Genomic DNA, 18621 nt, shown 5'->3' with positions numbered 1-18621 from the left:
GGTGTCACCTGCCACAATTGCCGCGCAACCTCAGTGGAGAAGGCGGTACGGGATCGTGACGACACCCGGGTCCATCGAAGTAGGGTCCATCGAAGGCAGGATCGCCGAGGAGCTCGGCGTACGGGAGCGGCAGGTGAAGGCCGCCGTGGAGCTGCTCGACGGCGGTTCGACGGTGCCTTTCATCGCCCGCTACCGCAAGGAAGCGACCGAGATGCTCGACGACGCGCAGCTGCGCACGATCGAGGAGCGGCTGCGCTATCTGCGGGAGCTGGAGGAGCGCCGGGCGGCGATCCTGGAGTCCGTGCGCGAGCAGGGCAAGCTCACCGAGGAGCTCGAGGCGCGGATCCTCGGCGCCGAGACCAAGGCGCGGCTCGAGGACGTCTACCTGCCGTACAAGCCGAAGCGGCGGACGAAGGCGCAGATCGCGCGGGAGGCCGGGCTGGAGCCGCTGGCCGAGGGGCTGCTCGGCGACCCGACCGTGGAGCCCCTCGCGGCGGCGGCCGCCTTCGTGGACGCCGGCAAGGGCGTCGCCGATCCGCAGGCCGCGCTGGACGGCGCGCGGGCGATCCTCACCGAGCGGTTCTCGGAGGACGCCGACCTGATCGGCGAGCTGCGCGAGCGCATGTGGGTGCGTGGGCGCCTCGCCGCGAAGGTGCGGGAGGGCAAGGAGGAGGCGGGCGCGAAGTTCGCCGACTACTTCGACTTCGCCGAGCCGTTCACGGAGCTGCCCTCGCACCGCATCCTGGCGATGCTGCGCGGCGAGAAGGAGGAGGTCCTCGACCTCGTCCTGGAGCCGGAGGAGCCGACGGACGGGCCCTCGTCGTACGAGGGGATCGTCGCGCACCGCTTCGGCATCGCCGACCGCGGCCGCCCCGCCGACAAGTGGCTGACCGACACGGTCCGCTGGGCCTGGCGGACGCGGATCCTCGTGCACCTCGGCATCGACCTGCGCCTGCGGCTGCGTACGGCCGCGGAGGACGAGGCCGTCGACGTGTTCGCCGCCAACCTGCGCGACCTGCTGCTGGCCGCCCCGGCCGGCACCCGCGCCACGCTGGGCCTGGACCCCGGCTTCCGTACCGGTGTGAAGGTGGCCGTGGTCGACGCGACCGGCAAGGTCGTCGCCACCGACGTCATCCACCCGCACGTCCCGGCGAACCGGTGGGACGAGGCGATCGCCAAGCTCGCGCGGCTGGCGAAGGAGCACGCGGTCGAGCTGGTCGCGATCGGCAACGGCACCGCGTCCCGCGAGACCGACAAGCTCGCCGGTGAACTCATCACGAAGCACCCGGAGCTGAAGCTGACCAAGGTGATGGTGTCGGAGGCGGGCGCCTCCGTGTACTCGGCCTCCGCCTTCGCCTCCCAGGAACTGCCCGACATGGACGTGTCGCTGCGGGGCGCGGTGTCGATCGCACGGCGGCTGCAGGACCCGCTGGCCGAGCTCGTCAAGATCGACCCCAAGTCGATCGGCGTCGGCCAGTACCAGCACGACCTGTCCGAGGTGAAGCTGTCGCGCTCGCTGGACGCGGTGGTGGAGGACTGCGTGAACGGCGTCGGCGTGGACGTGAACACCGCGTCGGCCCCGCTGCTCGCCCGCGTCTCCGGCATCACCTCCGGCCTCGCGGAGAACATCGTGGCGCACCGCGACGCCAACGGGCCCTTCCGGTCGCGGCAGGAGCTGAAGAAGGTCGCGCGGCTCGGCCCGAAGGCGTACGAGCAGTGCGCGGGCTTCCTGCGGATCCGGGGCGGCGACGACCCGCTGGACGCCTCCAGCGTGCACCCCGAGGCGTACCCGGTGGTCCGGCGGATGGTGAAGACGTCCGGGCAGGAGGTGGCGGCCCTCATCGGCAACACGTCGGTGCTGCGCTCGCTCAGGCCCGACGACTTCGTCGACGAGACGTTCGGTCTGCCGACCGTCACCGACATCCTCAAGGAGCTGGAGAAGCCCGGTCGCGACCCGCGGCCCGCCTTCAAGACGGCCACCTTCAAGGAGGGCGTGGAGAAGATCTCCGACCTGTCGTCCGGGATGATCCTGGAGGGCGTGGTGACGAACGTGGCGGCCTTCGGCGCCTTCGTCGACGTCGGTGTCCACCAGGACGGTCTGGTGCACGTCTCCGCGATGTCGAGGACGTTCGTGAAGGACCCGCGGGACGTGGTCAAGCCCGGTGACATCGTCAAGGTGAAGGTCCTCGACGTCGACATCCCGCGCAAGCGGATCTCGCTGACCCTGCGCCTGGACGACGAGGCGGCCCCGAAGGGCGCCTCCGGCGAGGGCCGGCCGCAGCGCGGCGGGGGCGGGCGCCCGCCGCAGCAGCGGCAGGGCTCCGGCCGGCGCGGCGAGGGCGGCGGTCAGCGCGGCGGCGGCGCCCGCCAGGCTCCGGCACCGGCGAACAGCGCGATGGCCGACGCACTGCGCCGCGCGGGACTGCTCGACCCGAAGAAGGGCCGCGGCTGACGGCCGCGGGACGGGTCCCGGCGGGCGCCGGGGCCCGCGGTTGACGGGTGTGGGCCCGACCTCAAAAGCCGCCGGGCCCACGGCCGCGGGACGGGTCCCGGCAAGCCGCCGGAGCCCACGGCTCACGAGCGCGGGACCGACCCGGCGAGCCGCCGGAACCCGCGGCTGACGGCTGCGAGACGGGTCCCGGCACGGCGCCCGCGGCCCACGGCCGACGAGCGCAGGACCGACCCGGCGAGCTGCCGGAACCCGCGGCTGACGGCTGCGGGACTGGTCCCGGCACGGCGCCCGCGGCCCACGGCCGACGAGCGCAGGACCGACCCGGCGAGCTGCCGGAACCCGCGGCTGACGGCTGCGAGACGGGTCCCGGCACGGCGCCCGCGGCCCACGACCGACCAGCGCAGGACCGACCCCGACACGCCGCCGGGACCCACGGCCGACGACGCGGGCCCGACCCCGAAAACCGCCGACACACACAACTGACGGCTGCGGGACGGGTCCCGGCACGGCGCCGGGACCCACGACCGACCAGCGCGGGCCCGACCCCGACACGCCGCCGGGACCCACGGCCGAGACGCGGGCCCGACCCCGAAAACCGCCGACACACACAACTGACGGCTGCGGGACGGGTCCCGGCAAGCCGCCGGAGCCCACGGCTCACGAGCGCAGGACCGACCCCGGCGAGCCGCCGGAACCCGCGGCTGGGGCGAGTCTGACTCCGGCGAGCCGCCGGGGCCCACGGCTGGGGTGGGTTTGGCCTCGGGAGGCCGCCTGGGCCGGGAGCGCTCGTACAGTGACGGTATGACCACTTCACGTGTCCTGACGTGGGATGTCACGGCGAGCGGCGGATACGAGACCGCGTGGACCGAGGTCGGCGACGGGGTGCTCCGGGCGCGGGGACGTGCGGTCGGGACCGTGCCGGAGCCGTACTGGGTCTCGTACGAGCTCGAGACCGCCGACCGGTTCGTGACGCGACGGCTGGCGGTCACGGTCGAGACGGCGCAGCGGAAGCGGTCGCTCGATCTGCGGCACGACGGCCGGGGAGGCTGGACGGCCGACGGGGAGCGGCTGCCCGGGTTCGAGGACGCCCTCGACTGCGACCTGGGACTGTGCCCGCTCACCAACACGATGCCGGTGCTGCGGCACGGACTGCACCGGGGGCCGGGCGAGCGGCGGTTGCTGACGGCCTGGGTGTCGGTGCCGGCACTGACCGTGCGGCCGTCGTGGCAGACGTACACGTATCTCGGGCCGACGGGCTCGGGCGCACGGGTCCGGTTCGCTTCCGGGACCTTCCGCAGCGAGATCGAGTTCGACGAGGACGGCTTCGTCCTCGACTACCCGGGGCTTGCCGCGCGCCTGGTCTGAAAACGGCTTGCCGGAGATCGTCCGGTCGGCAGACTGGTCCGCATGACCGAGCCGGATCCCAAGGCGGACCTGCGGACGAATCTGCAGGACGCCCGCGATGTGCTGCTGTGGAAGCTCGACGGGCTGCCGGAGTACGACGTGCGGCGGCCCATGACCCCCACCGGCACCAATCTGCTGGGACTGGTCAAACATCTGGCCGGTGCGGAGGCGTTCTCCTTCGGCACGGTGTTCGGGCGGCCCTTCCCGGGCGCGCCCCTGTGGATCACCGGGGACGCCGAGCCCAACGCGGACCTGTGGGCCCGCGCCGACGAGACGCGCGAGGAGGTCGTCGGGCTGTACCGGCGGGCCTGCGCGCACGCGGACGGGACGGTCGCGGCGCTGCCCCTGGACGCGGTCGGCCGGATCCCGGGTGCCGGGAAGGGTGAGGTGACGCTGCACCGCGCCCTCGCCCACATGATCGGTGAGACGCACCGGCACGCCGGGCACGCCGACATCGTGCGGGAGCTGATCGACGGGGCGGCCGGACAGCGCCCCGGCGGCCTCAACACGCCTGAAGGGAACGCGTTGTGGTGGGCCGCGCACCGGGACCGCGTGGAGCGGGCCGCGAAGGAGGCCGGCGGGTCGTGAGCCGACGCCGAGGTCCGAAGTCGTCAGGGACAGGCCCCGCCGGGGGCGCGGGGAACCGCGCGACCGGCCATGCGGCGCCCGCACCGCGCGAGCGGCCACGGCCCACCCGCAGCGGGCGCCTGTGCTCCCGCCCCCGCGGAGCGCTACCGCTCCGTCACCTTGCCGTCGGCGACCTCCAGGCGGCGGGTGACGCGGACCGCGTCGAGCATGCGCCGGTCGTGGGTGACCAGGAGGAGGGTGCCCTCGTAGGCGTCGAGGGCGGACTCCAGTTGCTCGATGGCCGGCAGGTCGAGGTGGTTGGTCGGCTCGTCGAGGACCAGGAGGTTGACGCCCCGGCCCTGCAGGAGGGCGAGGGCGGCGCGGGTGCGCTCGCCCGGTGACAGGGTCGCCGCCGGCCTCAGGACGTGGTCGGATTTCAGGCCGAACTTGGCCAGGAGCGTGCGTACCTCGACCGGTTCGGTGTCGGGGACGGCCACGCGGAACGCGTCGAGCAGCGCCTCGGGTCCGTGGAACAGCTTGCGGGCCTGGTCGACCTCGCCCACCAGGACGCCGGAGCCGAGAGCGGCGTGCCCGGCGTCCAGCGGGATCCGGCCGAGCAGCGCGCCGAGCAGGGTCGACTTGCCGGCGCCGTTCGCACCGGTGACGGCGACCCGGTCCGCCCAGTCGATCTGCAGGGACACCGGGCCGAAGGTGAACGCGCCGCGCCGCACCTCCGCGTCCCGCAGCGTGGCCACGACCGCGCCGGAGCGCGGGGCGGCCGCGATCTCCATCCGCAGCTCCCACTCCTTGCGGGGCTCCTCGACGACCTCCAGGCGTTCGATCATGCGCTGGGTCTGCCGGGCCTTCGCGGCCTGCTTCTCGCTGGCCTCGCTGCGGAACTTGCGGCCGATCTTGTCGTTGTCATTGCCCGCCTTGCGGCGCGCGTTCCGCACGCCCTTGTCCATCCAGGCGCGCTGCATCTGCGCGCGGTCCTGGAGGGCGGATCTCTTGTCGGCGTACTCCTCGTAGTCCTCCCGGGCGTGCCGGCGGGCCACGTCGCGCTCCTCCAGGTAGGCGTCGTAGCCGCCGCCGTAGAGGTTGATCTGCCGCTGGGCGAGGTCGAGTTCGAGGACCTTGGTGACGGTGCGGGTGAGGAACTCGCGGTCGTGGCTGACCACGACGGTGCCGGCGCGCAGGCCGGTCACGAAGCGTTCGAGGCGTTCGAGGCCGTCGAGGTCGAGGTCGTTGGTGGGCTCGTCGAGGAGGAAGACGTCGTAGCGGGACAGGAGGAGGGAGGCCAGGCCCGCGCGGGCGGCCTGGCCGCCGGACAGGGACGTCATCGGCTGGTCGAGGCCGACGCCGAGGCCGAGGGAGTCGGCGACCTCCTCCGCCCGCTCGTCGAGGTCGGCGCCGCCGAGGCCGAGCCAGCGCTCCAGACTCGCCGCGTAGGCGTCGTCGGCACCCGGGGCCCCGTCGACCAGTCCCTGCGTGGCCTCGTCCATCGCGCGCTGCGCCTCCGCGACACCGGTGCGGCGGGCGAGGAACTCCCGCACGCTCTCGCCGGGACGGCGCTCCGGCTCCTGGGGCAGATGACCGACGGTCGCGGTCGGCGGGGAGAGCCTGAGCTCGCCACCCTCCGGCGCGGTGAGCCCGGCGAGCAGCCTCAGCAGCGTGGACTTGCCGGCGCCGTTGGCTCCGACCAGCCCGATCACGTCCCCGGGGGCGACGACGAGGTCGAGGCCGGAGAAGAGGGAGCGGTCGCCGTGCCCGGCGGCGAGGTTCTTGGCGACGAGAGTGGCGGTCACAGTAGGTGGATCCTAGTCGGCCCGCCGTGCCGCGGTCGCGGCGGTTTCGCCCCGTCGCCGCCGGGCGGGACGCCGGGTTACCGTGCGGACGTGGACATGCGTGCGAACGGCGGGGTCGTCGTGGTCGGGGGCGGGGTCATCGGACTGACGACGGCGGTCGTCCTGGCCGAGCGGGGCCGTCGTGTGCGGGTGTGGACGCGGGACCCGGCCGAGCGGACCACCTCGGCCGTCGCCGGCGCCCTGTGGTGGCCGTACCACATCGAGCCGATGGCGTCGGCCCGCCGGTGGGCGCTGCGCTCGCTGGAGGTGTACGAGGAGCTGGCCCAGCGGCCCGGGGAGACCGGTGTGCGGCTGGTCGAGGGCGTCATGGGCGGCACGGAGCCCGCCGACGTCGAAAGCTGGACGGCCGGCCGGCTGACCGGGCTGCGCCGGGCGACCGCGCGGGAGTGCGGCACGGGGACGGCCGTCCGGGCGCGGCTGCCGCTGATCGACATGGCGGTCCATCTGCCGTGGCTGCGCGAGCGGTTGCTGCGCGCGGGCGGCACGGTCGAGGAGCGCACGGTGACCGACCTGGCGGAGGCCGACGCGCCGGTCGTCGTCAACTGCGCGGGCCTGGGAGCGCGGGAGCTGGCCGGGGACACGTCGCTGCGGCCGCAGCGGGGGCAGTTGGTCGTCGTGGAGAACCCGGGGATCCACACCTGGCTCGTGTCCGCCGCCCCGGACAGTGCACCGGCCTACCTCTTCCCGCAGCCCGGACGGCTCGTCCTCGGCGGCACCGCGGAGGACGACGTGTGGTCGCTGGAGCCGGATCCCGCGGTCGCCGAGGAGATCGTGCGGCGCTGTGCCGCGCTCCGGCCGGAGGTCGCCGGGGCGCGGGTGCTGGAGCACCGGGTGGGGCTGCGGCCCGTGCGGGACGCGGTGCGGCTGGAGCGGGAGGCGACGCCGGAAGGGCGGGTGCTGGTGCACCACTACGGGCACGGCGGGGGCGGGGTGACCGTGGCCTGGGGCTGCGCGGAGGAGGCGGCCGCACTGGCCGCCCCCTCCTGACGGGCCGACAGTTGCCTGACGGTGTGCGCCTTACGGGACCCGGTAGGGGTTCTGCGTCGCCCGCACGCCGTCCAGCAGCCCGGCGCCGGGGGCCGTCGCCGCGGATCCCGTCGTGGCGGCGGCGAACGCCCCGGCACCGCCGACCAGCGGGACCCGGGCGGAGGTGCGGGAGAGGTCCAGGGTGAGGGTCGGGGTGTCGGCCGGCGGGTCGATCAGGTCCTTGTCGGTGCCCGCCACGATCAGCGCCAGCCGGTGGCCCGCCGGTACGACGTGGTCGGTGGCCGCCAGGTCGAGGGTGAGGGTGTAGGCCCTGCCCGGGGTGAGGGGGCCGCCCTTCCCCGCGTCGGCATGGGTGCCGAGATCGGCCCAGCCGCGGCTGACGACCGTGTGGTCGACGTCGGCGGTCCGCGCCTTCGTCTCCTTGAAGCAGGCGCTGTCCCCGGGGGTGCTCTCGCCCCAGCAGGTGCGGTCGGTGAGCGTGGTGATGCCCTCGCCGCTCGCCGCGTAGTCGCGGATGGTGGCGGGGCCGAGGTCGACGAGGACGGCGCTCAGGTGGGCCGTCGCCGTGGTGGGCGTGGCGGTGACGGTGACCGTGGAGGAGCCGGACAGGCGCAGGTCCCGGGTGAGGGGCCGGGTCACGAAGCCGGCCTTGTCGGGAGTCGGGGTGTCGATCCGGGCGGCCCAGTCGGTCTCGCCGAGCCGCGGGTCGTCGGTGAAGGTCGCGGTGCCCCCACCCTTGCGGAGGCCGAGGGTGCCGACGCCCGCCTGTTCGCCGGCGGCCGGGCGCAGCGTCGTCGCCCGGGCGCCCTTCGGCGGCCAGACGTCGGCGGTGACCCACTGGTCGGGGTGGCGTTCGATGTCGGCCATGGGCTCGCGGTCGATGCCGTTGTCGTAGCCGAGGAGTTCGTGGTCGAACCAGCGGTGCAGGGTCTTCACCCAGTCGGCGCGGCGGAAGTCGAAGGGGTCGACGTGGCCGGTCTGGGAGAGCCAGATCTTGCGCTCGACGCCGTGCTCGGCGAGGGCGTCCCACCACTGGCCGACGTGCTTCATGCGGACGTTGAGGTCCTGGAGGCCGTGGATGAGGAAGACGCTGGCCTTCACCTTGCCGGCGTCCTCGACGTAGTCGCGCTCGGACCACAGCGGCGTCCGGTCGCCGGTCCTGGGGGCTCCGTCGACGAGCTTCCGCTGGGTCGCGGCGCACCTGGCGCGGGCGTCGGGGCTGTTCACGTAGTTCGAGAGCCAGTCGGGGCCGGAGTCGTACAGCGGGGCGCCCTGCTGGAAGTAGTAGTCGTACCAGGAGGAGATGGCACTGATCGGGACGATGGTCTTCAGGCCCTTCACACCGGTGGCGGCGACGCCGTTGGCGATGGTGCCGTCCCAGCTCTTTCCGATCATGCCGGTTCTGCCGTTGGTCCAGCCCGCCGCGACGGTGGTGGCTCCGGTGCGGGTGGTGTACGCCGTGCCGCGCCCGTTCAGCCAGTCGACGACGGCCTTCGCGGAGAGGATGTCGGAGCGGCCGCCGACGTCGACGCAGCCGTCGGAGCGGTTGGTGCCGGCCAGGTCGACGCCGACGAAGGCGTAGCCGCGGGGCACGAAGTAGTTGTCGTAGAACAGCGGCATCTGGACGACGTCGCCGTTCGCGTCGTACGTCTTGCGCTGGCTCTCGTTGCCGCGTCCGCAGCAGGAGTAGTAGGGGCTGGCGTCCATGATGACGGGCACCTTGCGGCCCCGCTCGGCGGGTTCGCGGGGGCGGACGATGTCGACGGCGACCCGGTCGGTCCTGCCGTCGCCGTCGCCGTCGAGGCGGGTGTCGACCCAGACGGCCTCGCGGACGGCGTTCTCGTAGGAGTAGACGGGTCGGCTCTCGCGTGGGGTGGTGGCGTGGGCCGTCGCCGGGGTGAGGACGGCGGCCACCAGGGCGGTGACGGCGGCGGCCGCGAGCGGTCTCCAGATCGTGAAGCGCGTGCGTGTCGGCATGCGCGGGACGGTACCCCGGTCAACTCCCGTGCAGAAGAGGGCGATTCCGCGTCGGCTGTGACCGGAGGCGCCCGGGGGGAAAGGGTTCGGTCATGACGGCCGGATGGCGTTCGTGTGACAGGGCCGGCCGTGGGCAGGTCTCGGGCACAGGAAGTCAATAGGCTCCGAACAGACTTCCACCCCCCACGACTTGGAGCTCTCGTGCACCGCAGATTCATCGCGCCGGGCGCATGCGCCGCCGCGTCCGTCCTGCTGGCGGTCCCGGCATCGGCCGCGAGCGTCTCCCCCGGCGCCCCGGGCATCGGCGACCCCTACTACCCGGCCTACGGCAACGGCGGATACGACGTCTCCCACTACGACCTGCGGCTGAAGTACCGGCCCGCCACGGACGAACTGGAGGGGACCGCGACGATCCTGGCGAGGACCACGCAGGACCTGTCGCGGTTCAATCTGGACTTCCTGCTCGACGTCGGGGAGGTACGGGTCAACGGCGCCGAAGCGGCGTTCACGGCCTCCGGCGAGCACGAGCTGGAGATCACGCCCCGAACACCCCTGGCCAAGGGCACCGCGCTCACCGTGGTGGTGCGCTACAGCGGCGTCCCGTCGTCGAAGCGGGCGTACGGCTTCACCAGCTGGCACCGCACCCCCGACGGCGGGGTCGGCGCGAACGAACCCGAGGCGGCGTGGTGGTGGTTCCCGAGCAACGACCACCCGCTCGACAAGGCCACCTACGACGTGTCGGTCCAGGTCCCGGACGGCACACAGGCCATCTCCAACGGCACGCTCCAGTCGACGAGTTCACGCGCCGGCTGGACCCGCTTCAACTGGCGCTCCAACAAGCCGCAGGCGACCTATCTGGCCACGCTCGCGGTCGGCAGGTTCGACCTCACGACCGGCACGACCGACAGCGGCATCCCCGTCGTCAACGCCTACAGCAAGGACCTGGGCGACAACGCCGGTGCGGCGCGCGCGAGCATCGAACGCACCGGGGAGATCGCCGACTGGCTGGCCGGGTACTTCGGGCCGTACCCCTTCAACGCGCTCGGCGGATACGTCCCGAACACCACCACCGGGTACGCGCTGGAGACGCAGACCCGGCCCTTCTACAGCCCGCGGCAGTTCGCGAACGGCTCGAACACCTCCGTGGTCGTGCACGAGCTGGCCCACCAGTGGTACGGCGACCTGGTGTCCGTCGCCGGGTGGAAGGACATCTGGATCAACGAGGGCTTCGCCCGGTACGCGCAGTGGCTGTGGTCCGAGCACGAGGGCGAGGGCACGGCACAGGAGATCGCGGACTACGTGTACGCCTCACGCCCGGCGGACGACCCGTTCTGGACGGTGAGGCCCGGGGACCCGGGTCCGGACAACCAGTTCCATCTCGCGGTGTACGACCGGGGCGCGCTCGCCCTCCAGGCGCTGCGCAACGAGATCGGGGACGAGGCGTTCTTCACCGTCCTGAAGGGCTGGCCGCGGAAGCACGCCCACGGCAACGCGACCGTCGCGGACTTCCGGCGGTACGCGGAGGAGGTGTCCGGCACATCGCTGGGCACGCTCTTCGACACCTGGCTGTTCCAGGCGTCGAAGCCGGCGGCGCCCGCGGCGGCGGACGCGTCGATCACGACCCGAACCCTCGGCACGCGGGGGGCGCCCACGCGGCCGAGGTCGTGGAAGAAGATCGCCGCGACGAACGGTGTGCACGCGCACGCACCCGCGCACGAGGACGCCGGTGAACACGCACCCGAGCGCGCGGACGAACACGCGCCCGAGGGCGGGCACTGAGGGACCGGCGGGCGGCTCAGGGGGCGAGGCTTCCCTGGGCCGCCCGGGCGAGGAGTTCCGCCGTGCCGATGGCGTCGGTCTCCGTCGAGGGCACCGTGCAGGCGTACGCTCCGGCCACCGCGCCGTACAGGGCGCACCTGCGGGGTGGTTCGCCGGTGAGGCGGCCGTAGAGGAAGGCGGCGGCGAAGGCGTCGCCGGCGCCGTTGCTGTCCACCACCGGGGCGGGCGGGGTCACCGCCGGCACGTGCGTCAGCTCGTCGTCGGCCAGCAGGTACGCACCCTCGGCACCGGCGGTGGCGACGACCACCTCGGCCCGGCCCCGCTCGACGATGCGGCGCATGGTCCGCTCGGGGTCGGCCAGGGCCGCCGTCGACAGGAAGACGACGTCGGCCGCGAGGGCGAACTCCTCCTGGTAGGCGTTCTCCCCGTCCCAGTTGTGCAGGTCGGTCGAGATGCTCACGCCGGCCGCGCGCAGCACGGGCAGGGCCTGGGCGCAGGGCTGGGTGATCGAGACGTGGGCGTGCCGGCTCGACTCGGCCAGGGGCCGCAGGACGTCCGGCGGGAACCGGTCGTCCGGGTGGGAACGGCTGCTGTCGTACAGGGACAGGCGCCGCCCGTCGGGGCCGACCAGGTTCACCGCGCGCTTGGTGCCGGCGGGCTGCGGGATCGCGGTCAGGGCGAGGCCCTTGTCGCGGTGCAGCGCGCGCACCAGCTCCCCCTCGGGGTCCTCGCCCAGGAAGTCGACGTGATGCGTGCGCAGACCCAGCGCGCTCAGTCCGAGCGTGACGAAGTCCCCGGTCTGTCCCGCGCGGGGGCGGATGCCGCTGTCGATCATGTAGCTGTCGGCGTACGGGAGCGGCAGCTCCGGCACGTACACGATGGTGTCCACGCCCGCGCCGCCCAGCACGAGGACGTCGGTGTCACGGCTCAACTCGAACCCTCCCCATGGTCGTAGACCGTGACCGCGATCCCCCGCCGCACCAACCGCTCGGTGATCAGCGGTTCGACGCGGGACCACTTGCCCCCGGCCAGGCCGCAGCCTATCCGGGGCATGTGCACGGAGGCGTCGAGTTCCGCCGCCTCGCCGGCCAGGCGGGCCAGCGCCGCGTCGATCGCCTCGTACCGGACGGGGACGCCCTTGCTGCCCGTCCGGACGCCGCGCTGGGCGACCATGTTGGCCACCCACACGTACGGCTCGACCTGGACGAGCTGGACCGCGCCCAGCCCGAAGTCGTTCGAGGCGCGCCGCCGGTGCCAGGCGCGGTAGGCCGCCTCCGGCTCCGGCCAGCGGCGTGAGAGCGCCAGGACGAAACCCTTCCCCCATCCCCCGATGTCGTCGCAGACATGGGCGATCACCTTGACGCCCTTCACCGACGGCGCGGTGGCGTCACCCCGGACATAAGTGATCTCCGACATGACGCCACCGTAGGCGATGCCACCGACAGTGGCCGGGTCCGCTACTTGGTGAGGTCGGCGAGCTCCTGCTCGGCCGTCCTCGCCACCCGGCGGCGGACGGCGAACCAGCCGCCGACGAGCGCGGCCGCGATGACCGGGACGAGCAGGACGGTCTTGCGGCCGACCTCGGGGTCGTTCCACATCAGGCCGAGCACGGCCAGCAGGAAGGCGATCGTGACGATCTCGGTGACCGGGCTGCCGGGGAGGCGGAAGGAGGGACGGGCGACCAGGCCGGCCCTGGCGCGGCGCACGAAGACCAGGTGGCAGACCATGATGATCACCCAGGTGCTGATGATGCCGAGGGAGGCGACGTTCAGCACGATCTCGAAGGCCTGGTCGGGCATGAGGAAGTTCAGGCCGACGCCGAGGACGCACACCGCGCAGGTGAGGAGGATGCCGCCGTAGGGGACCTGGCTGCGGTTCATGCGCGCGGTGAACTTCGGGGCCGAGCCCGCCATGGCCATGGAGCGCAGGATGCGGCCGGTGGAGTACAGGCCGGAGTTCAGGGACGACATGGCGGCGGTGAGGACGACCAGGTTCATCACGTCACCCGCGCCGGATACGCCGATCTTCGACAGGACGGTGACGAAGGGGCTCTCGTCGGCGGAGTAGACCGAGCCGGGCAGCAGCAGGGCGAGCAGGACGACCGAGCCGACGTAGAAGAGGCCCACGCGCCACATGATGGAGTTCACCGCGCGCGGGACGACCTTCTCCGGCTCGGCGGTCTCGCCCGCGGCGACGCCGACCAGCTCAAGGGCCGCGTACGCGAAGATCACACCCTGCATGACGAGGACGACGGGCATCAGGCCGTGCGGGAAGACGCCGCCGTTGTCGGTGATCACGTGCAGGCCGGGTGTCTGGCCGCCGACCTCGTGCTGGGTGGCGAGCAGGAAGATGCCGACGCACATGAAGGCGACGAGGGTGGCGACCTTGACGATCGCGAACCAGAACTCCATCTCACCGAAGATCTTCACCGAGATCAGGTTCACGGCCAGCACCACGGCGAGGGCGATCAGCGCGAGCACCCACTGGGGGACGCTCGTGAACATGCTCCAGTAGTGCGTGTAGAGCGCGATGGCGGTGATGTCGGCGATGCCGGTGGTCGACCAGTTCAGGAAGTACATCCAGCCGGCGACGTAGGCGCCCTTCTCGCCGAGGAACTCGCGCGCGTACGACACGAACGACCCGGAGGACGGGCGGTACAGGACCAGCTCGCCGAGGGCGCGGACGACGAAGAAGGCGAAGACGCCGCAGACGAGGTAGGCGAGGGCGAGCGCCGGGCCCGCGTTGTGGAGGCGTCCTCCGGCACCCAGGAAGAGGCCGGTGCCGATCGCGCCGCCGATGGCGATCATGTTGACGTGGCGGTGCTTGAGGTCCTTGCTGTAGCCGGCGTCGCCCGCGTCCGCGGGCGTCGCGGTCGCCTGGGGATGGGCGGCGACCCTGGCCGTGTGCACGGTGTCCTTGCTCACGGGTTGTTCCACTCTCTGGTGCGCCCGGGCGTCGTGGCCCGGGTGTCCTTACGGTCATGGCCCGCGGCTCCCGGGTCGGGGCACAGACCAAGGCAGCAGCTTCCCAGAGCGGTCGCGCTCATGCGGTGGCTCACGTCACTTAGCGTTGCTTCTCACACCACGGTCACGGGATCGCCGTCCCGTCCCCGCAACCCCGTGAGGTGTCACAGCACCGGTGTGACAGCGATACTGCTGCCCATGACGATCGAGACCGAGGAGCCGGCCCTCACGGTCGACGAGCTGGCCGCCCGGGCGGGGGTCACGGTGCGGACGGTGCGGTTCTACAGCACCAGAGGTCTGCTGCCGCCGCCGGTCATCGGTCCGCGGCGGGTGGGTCACTACGGTCCGGAGCACCTCGCGCGCCTGGCGCTGATCGAGGAACTGCAACGACAGGGCATGACGCTCGCCGCGATCGAGCGCTATCTGCGGCGGCTGCCGCCGGACCTCGGCCCGCACGATCTCGCCCTGCACCGGGCCGTGGTCGCCTCCTGGGCGCCGGACGCGGTGGAGGCGGTGACGCGGGAGGAGCTGCGGCGGCGGGCCGGGCGGCCGCTGAGCGAGGAGGACGTCGACCGGCTCGTGGCGATGGGCGTGGTCGCGGTCGGCGCCGAGGACGGCGGCGGGGGCGGCGACGGCTCCTACCGCGTCGACTCCGGGCTGCTGCGGCTGGGCGTCCGGCTGCTGGACGTCCCCCTGTCGCAGGAGGCGATCCACGCGGCCCGCACCGTGCTCCTGGACCATGCGCGCGCCGCCGCCCACGAGCTGTCCCGGCTGCTGCGCGAGGAGGTCACGGAACGTGACGCGCGGGCGGTCAAGTCGCTGTCGGCGCACATGCAGCCCCTGGTCGTCCAGGCCCTGCTGACGGCTTTCCAGCGGTCGCTGAAGGAGGAGCTGCGGGAGTGGCTCGGGGAGCCGCCGGCGGACGGCTCCCCGTGACCCGCGGCGGCTCCCTTGCACCGCGGGCGGGTTCCCTGACCCGCGGACGGCTTCACTCACCCGCGGACGGTTTCACTGACCCGCGGACGATTCACCGCGAACGGTTTCACTGACCCGCGGACGGTTTCCCCGACCCGCGGACTGGTCCCCATGACCAGCGGGCAGAAACCCCCTTGCCCGCGGGCGGCAGCCCTGATCCGCGGGCGGCTCCTCCCGACCCGCGGGCGGGTCAGCGCCCGTCCGTGAAGGTCTCCCCCCGCTCGGCCTTCTCCACCAGCAGCGCGGGCGGGGTGAAGCGGTCGCCGTAGCGTTCGGCGAGTTCCCGCGCGCGTGCCACGAAGCCCGGCAGGCCCCCCTCGTAGCCGTTGATGTACTGCAGCACGCCGCCGGTCCAGCCGGGGAAGCCGATGCCGAAGAGGGAGCCGATGTTGGCGTCGGCGACCGACGTCAGGACGCCTTCCTCGAGGAGCCGGACGGTGTCGAGGGCCTCGGAGAAGAGCATGCGCTCCTGCATGTCCTCGAACGGGATCTCCGCGCCCTCCCGCGTGAAGTGCTCCCGCAGGCCCGGCCACAGACCCGCCCGCTTGCCGTCGGCGTAGTCGTAGAAGCCGGCGCCGCCGCTGCGGCCGGTGCGGCCGAACTCGTCGACCATGCGGTCGATGACGGCTTCCGCGGGGTGCCCGGGCCAGGTGCCGCCGGCCTCCTCGACGGCGCGCTTCGACTCGTTGCGGATCTTGCGGGGCAGGGTCAGCGTCAGCTCGTCCATCAGGGACAGGACCTTGGCCGGGTAGCCCGCCTGGGCCGCCGCCTGCTCCACGGACGCGGGCTCGATGCCCTCGCCGACCATGGCGACGCCCTCGTTGATGAAGTGGCCGATCACCCGGGAGGTGAAGAAGCCGCGCGAGTCGTTGACGACGATCGGCGTCTTCTTGATCTGCCGGACGAGGTCGAAGGCGCGCGCGAGCGCCTCGTCGCCGGTGCGCTCGCCCCTGATGATCTCGACGAGCGGCATCTTGTCGACGGGTGAGAAGAAGTGCAGCCCGATGAAGTCGGCCTGGCGCTCGACGCCCTCGGCGAGGACGGTGATGGGGAGGGTGGAGGTGTTGGAGCACAGCAGGGCGTCCGGCGCGACGATCTGCTGGATCTCCTGGAAGACCTTGTGCTTGAGGGAGGTGTCCTCGAACACCGCCTCGATGACGGCGTCGCAGCCGGCGAGGTCCTGCGGATCGGCGGTGGGCGTGATGCGGGCGAGCAGCGCGTCCGCCTTCTCCTGCGTGGTGCGGCCCCGGGAGACGGCCTTGGCGCACAGCTTCTCGGAGTAGCCCTTGCCCTTGACGGCCGCCTCTGGGGAGACGTCCTTCAGGACGACGTCGATGCCGGCGCGGGCGCAGGAGTAGGCGATGCCGGCGCCCATCATCCCGGCGCCGAGGACGGCGACCTTGCGGACCTGGCGGGGCTCGACGCCCTGCGGGCGGTTGGCGCCGGAGTTGACGGCCTGGAGGTCGAAGAAGAAGGCCTGGATCATGTTCTTCGAGGTCTGGCCGGCGGCCAGCTCCACGAAGTAGCGGGCCTCGATGACCTGCGCGGTCTCGAAGTCGACCTGGGCGCCCTCGACGGCCGCGGCGAGGATGTTGCGCGGGGCCGGGTAGGGGGCGCCGTTGGTCTGCTTGCGCAGGGTGGCCGGGAAGGCGGGCAGGTTGGCCGCGAACTTCGGGTTCGACGGGGTGCCGCCGGGGATGCGGTAGCCCGGCTTGTCCCAGGGCTGCTGCGACTCGGGGTTCGCGTCGATGAAGGCGCGGGCCCTGGCGAGCATGTCCTCGGGGGTGGCGGCGACCTCGTGGACCAGGCCGTTCTCCAGGGCGCGCCGCGGGCTGTACTGGGTGCCCTGGAGCAGGACCTTCAGGAGCGCGTCGGCGATGCCCAGCAGGCGTACGGTGCGCACCACGCCGCCGCCTCCGGGGAGCAGGCCGAGGGTGACCTCGGGACAGCCGATCTTGGAGCCGGGCGCGTCGAGGGCGATCCGGTGGTGGCAGGCCAGGGCGAGTTCGTAACCGCCGCCGAGGGCCGCGCCGTTGATGGCGGCGACGACCGGCTTGCCGAGGGTCTCGATGCGGCGCAGGTTGCGCTTGATCTCCAGTCCGCCGTCGAAGAGCTCCTGGGCGGTCTCGGGGGTGACGCGGATCAGGTCGCGCAGGTCTCCGCCGGCGAAGAAGGTCTTCTTCGCGGAGGTGATGATGACGCCCCGGATGCTGTCCTTCTCGGCCTCCAGGCGGTCGGTGATCACCGCCAGGGAGTCGCGGAACGCCTGGTTCATGGTGTTCGCGGACTGGTCGGGGTCGTCCAGGACGAGGGTGACGAGGCCGGTGCGGTCCTGTTCCCAGCGGATGGTGGTGCTCTGTGTCATGACAGGGTCTCCGTTGAAGTCTCGTGGTTCCGCCGGGGTGGTCAGACGCGTTCGACGATCGTCGCGATGCCCATGCCGCCGCCCACGCAGAGGGTGGCGAGGCCGTAGCGCTTGTCCTGGCGCTCCAGTTCGTCGACGAGCGAGCCGAGGATCATGGCGCCGGTGGCGCCGAGGGGGTGGCCGAGGGCGATCGCGCCGCCGTTGACGTTGACCTTGTCCAGGGACAGGCCCATGTCCTTCACGAAGCGCAGGACCACCGCCGCGAAGGCCTCGTTGATCTCGACGAGGTCGATGTCGTCGATGGTCAGACCGGCCTTCGCCAGCGCCTTGCGGGTGGCGGGGGCGGGGCCGGTGAGCATGATGGTCGGCTCGGAGCCGGAGACGGCGGCGGAGACGATCCGCGCGCGCGGGGTGAGGCCGTATCGCTCGCCGACCTCCCGGGAGCCGATCGCGACGAGGGAGGCGCCGTCGACGATGCCGGAGGAGTTGCCCGCGTGGTGGACGTGGTCGATCTTCTCCACCCAGTGGTACTTCTGCAGCGCCACGGCGTCGAAGCCGCCCAGGTCTCCGATGTCGGCGAAGGAGGGCTTCAGCCTGGCGAGGGAGTCGGCGGTGGTGCCGGGGCGCAGGTGCTCGTCGTGGTCGAGGACGACGAGGCCGTTGCGGTCCCTGACCGGTACGACGGAGCGGTCGAAGCGGCCCTCCTTCCAGGCCGTGGCCGCCCGCTCCTGGGACAGGGCCGCGTACTCGTCGACGTCGCGCCGGGAGAAGCCCTCGATGGTGGCGATGAGGTCGGCGCCGATGCCCTGCGGCACGAAGTTGACGGCGAGGTTGGTCATCGGGTCGTTGAACCAGGCGCCGCCGTCGGAGGCCATGGGCACCCGGGACATCGACTCCACGCCGCCCGCGAGGACCAGGTCCTCCCAGCCCGAACGGACCTTGGTGGCGGCCAGGTTGACGGCCTCCAGGCCCGACGCGCAGAAGCGGTTCTCCTGCACGCCCGCCACGGTGTCGGGCAGGCCCGCGGCGATCGCGGCGATCCGCGCGATGTCGGAGCCCTGGTCGCCCACGGGGCCGACGACACCGAGCACGATGTCGTCGATCGCGGCCGGGTCGAGGCCCGGGAAGCGGTCGCGCAGTTCGTGGATGAGGCCGACGACGAGGTCGATCGGCTTCGTTCCGTGCAGGGCGCCGTTCGCCTTGCCGCGACCGCGCGGGGTGCGGATCGCGTCGTACACGTACGCTTCGGTGCTCACTGGCAAGCCTTTCGGAGAGGGTGGGCCGAGC

The 18621-nt window shown here is 72.7% G+C and carries 13 protein-coding genes; 6 read left to right on the top strand and 7 right to left on the bottom strand.

Annotated elements, in window-relative coordinates; all coding sequences use genetic code 11:
• The first annotated feature begins 55 nt into the window (after positions 1 to 55).
• From ACIHAR_RS14980 to ACIHAR_RS14970, 3 genes are all read left to right on the top strand, one after another.
• Complete coding sequence (locus ACIHAR_RS14980; RefSeq protein ID WP_365458389.1) at positions 56 to 2452, top strand: Tex family protein; 2397 nt, start codon at positions 56 to 58, stop codon at positions 2450 to 2452.
• A gap of 801 nt (positions 2453 to 3253) precedes the next feature.
• Positions 3254 to 3817: a putative glycolipid-binding domain-containing protein gene (locus ACIHAR_RS14975; RefSeq protein WP_365458386.1), complete on the top strand. Its 564-nt coding sequence runs from the start codon at positions 3254 to 3256 to the stop codon at positions 3815 to 3817.
• A gap of 42 nt (positions 3818 to 3859) precedes the next feature.
• Positions 3860 to 4444 (top strand): DinB family protein, encoded by a 585-nt coding sequence (locus ACIHAR_RS14970; protein WP_400019605.1) that lies wholly within the window; start codon positions 3860 to 3862, stop codon positions 4442 to 4444.
• A 143-nt stretch (positions 4445 to 4587) separates the two neighbouring features.
• Here the strand turns inward: ACIHAR_RS14970 and ACIHAR_RS14965 are convergent, their stop codons facing one another.
• The gene (locus tag ACIHAR_RS14965; RefSeq protein ID WP_400019603.1) at positions 4588 to 6228 is read right to left on the bottom strand and encodes an ABC-F family ATP-binding cassette domain-containing protein; all 1641 of its coding nucleotides are present in this window, start codon (positions 6226 to 6228) and stop codon (positions 4588 to 4590) included.
• Between the two features lie 96 nt (positions 6229 to 6324).
• Between ACIHAR_RS14965 and ACIHAR_RS14960 the strand changes: the two genes are divergently transcribed.
• Positions 6325 to 7275 (top strand): NAD(P)/FAD-dependent oxidoreductase, encoded by a 951-nt coding sequence (locus ACIHAR_RS14960; protein ID WP_400019681.1) that lies wholly within the window; start codon positions 6325 to 6327, stop codon positions 7273 to 7275.
• A 30-nt stretch (positions 7276 to 7305) separates the two neighbouring features.
• Here ACIHAR_RS14960 and ACIHAR_RS14955 read toward each other — a convergent pair whose 3' ends face one another.
• Positions 7306 to 9252, bottom strand: a complete 1947-nt coding sequence (locus ACIHAR_RS14955; protein WP_400019601.1) for a Xaa-Pro dipeptidyl-peptidase — start codon at positions 9250 to 9252, stop codon at positions 7306 to 7308.
• 201 nt (positions 9253 to 9453) lie between these two features.
• On the opposite strand from ACIHAR_RS14955, the gene ACIHAR_RS14950 reads away from it, so the two are divergent.
• A complete protein-coding gene (locus ACIHAR_RS14950; RefSeq protein WP_365458374.1) occupies positions 9454 to 11031 on the top strand; it encodes a M1 family metallopeptidase in 1578 nt (525 codons plus the stop codon).
• 16 nt (positions 11032 to 11047) lie between these two features.
• Here ACIHAR_RS14950 and ACIHAR_RS14945 read toward each other — a convergent pair whose 3' ends face one another.
• The 3 genes from ACIHAR_RS14945 to ACIHAR_RS14935 are packed head-to-tail and all read right to left on the bottom strand — an operon-like array spanning position 11048 to position 13955.
• Entirely contained in the window at positions 11048 to 11962 is a 915-nt protein-coding gene (locus tag ACIHAR_RS14945; RefSeq protein WP_365458371.1) for a PfkB family carbohydrate kinase, read from the bottom strand.
• The gene (locus tag ACIHAR_RS14940) at positions 11959 to 12447 is read right to left on the bottom strand and encodes a macro domain-containing protein (RefSeq protein WP_400019597.1); all 489 of its coding nucleotides are present in this window, start codon (positions 12445 to 12447) and stop codon (positions 11959 to 11961) included. The genes ACIHAR_RS14945 and ACIHAR_RS14940 overlap by 4 nt, the downstream gene beginning before the upstream one ends.
• A gap of 41 nt (positions 12448 to 12488) precedes the next feature.
• Positions 12489 to 13955: an amino acid permease gene (locus tag ACIHAR_RS14935; protein ID WP_365458366.1), complete on the bottom strand. Its 1467-nt coding sequence runs from the start codon at positions 13953 to 13955 to the stop codon at positions 12489 to 12491.
• A gap of 237 nt (positions 13956 to 14192) precedes the next feature.
• Here ACIHAR_RS14935 and ACIHAR_RS14930 point away from each other — a divergent pair, with 237 nt between their 5' ends.
• Positions 14193 to 14930 carry a MerR family transcriptional regulator gene (locus ACIHAR_RS14930; RefSeq protein WP_400019594.1) on the top strand — a complete coding sequence of 246 codons (738 nt, stop codon included), beginning with the start codon at positions 14193 to 14195 and terminating at the stop codon, positions 14928 to 14930.
• Between the two features lie 229 nt (positions 14931 to 15159).
• On the opposite strand, the gene ACIHAR_RS14925 is transcribed toward ACIHAR_RS14930, so the two are convergent.
• Both ACIHAR_RS14925 and ACIHAR_RS14920 read right to left on the bottom strand, forming a co-directional pair.
• Entirely contained in the window at positions 15160 to 17334 is a 2175-nt protein-coding gene (locus tag ACIHAR_RS14925; protein ID WP_365458360.1) for a 3-hydroxyacyl-CoA dehydrogenase NAD-binding domain-containing protein, read from the bottom strand.
• A gap of 41 nt (positions 17335 to 17375) precedes the next feature.
• Positions 17376 to 18590, bottom strand: coding sequence for an acetyl-CoA C-acetyltransferase (locus ACIHAR_RS14920; protein ID WP_400019591.1), 1215 nt, complete (start codon positions 18588 to 18590; stop codon positions 17376 to 17378).
• Positions 18591 to 18621: the final 31 nt, after the last annotated feature.

The organism is Streptomyces sp. NPDC052016, assembly GCF_044548445.1.
Classification (GTDB): Bacteria; Actinomycetota; Actinomycetes; order Streptomycetales; family Streptomycetaceae; genus Streptomyces.
The sequence above is the reverse complement of the archived record's forward strand: the minus strand, read 5'-3'. Positions and strand labels throughout refer to the sequence as shown.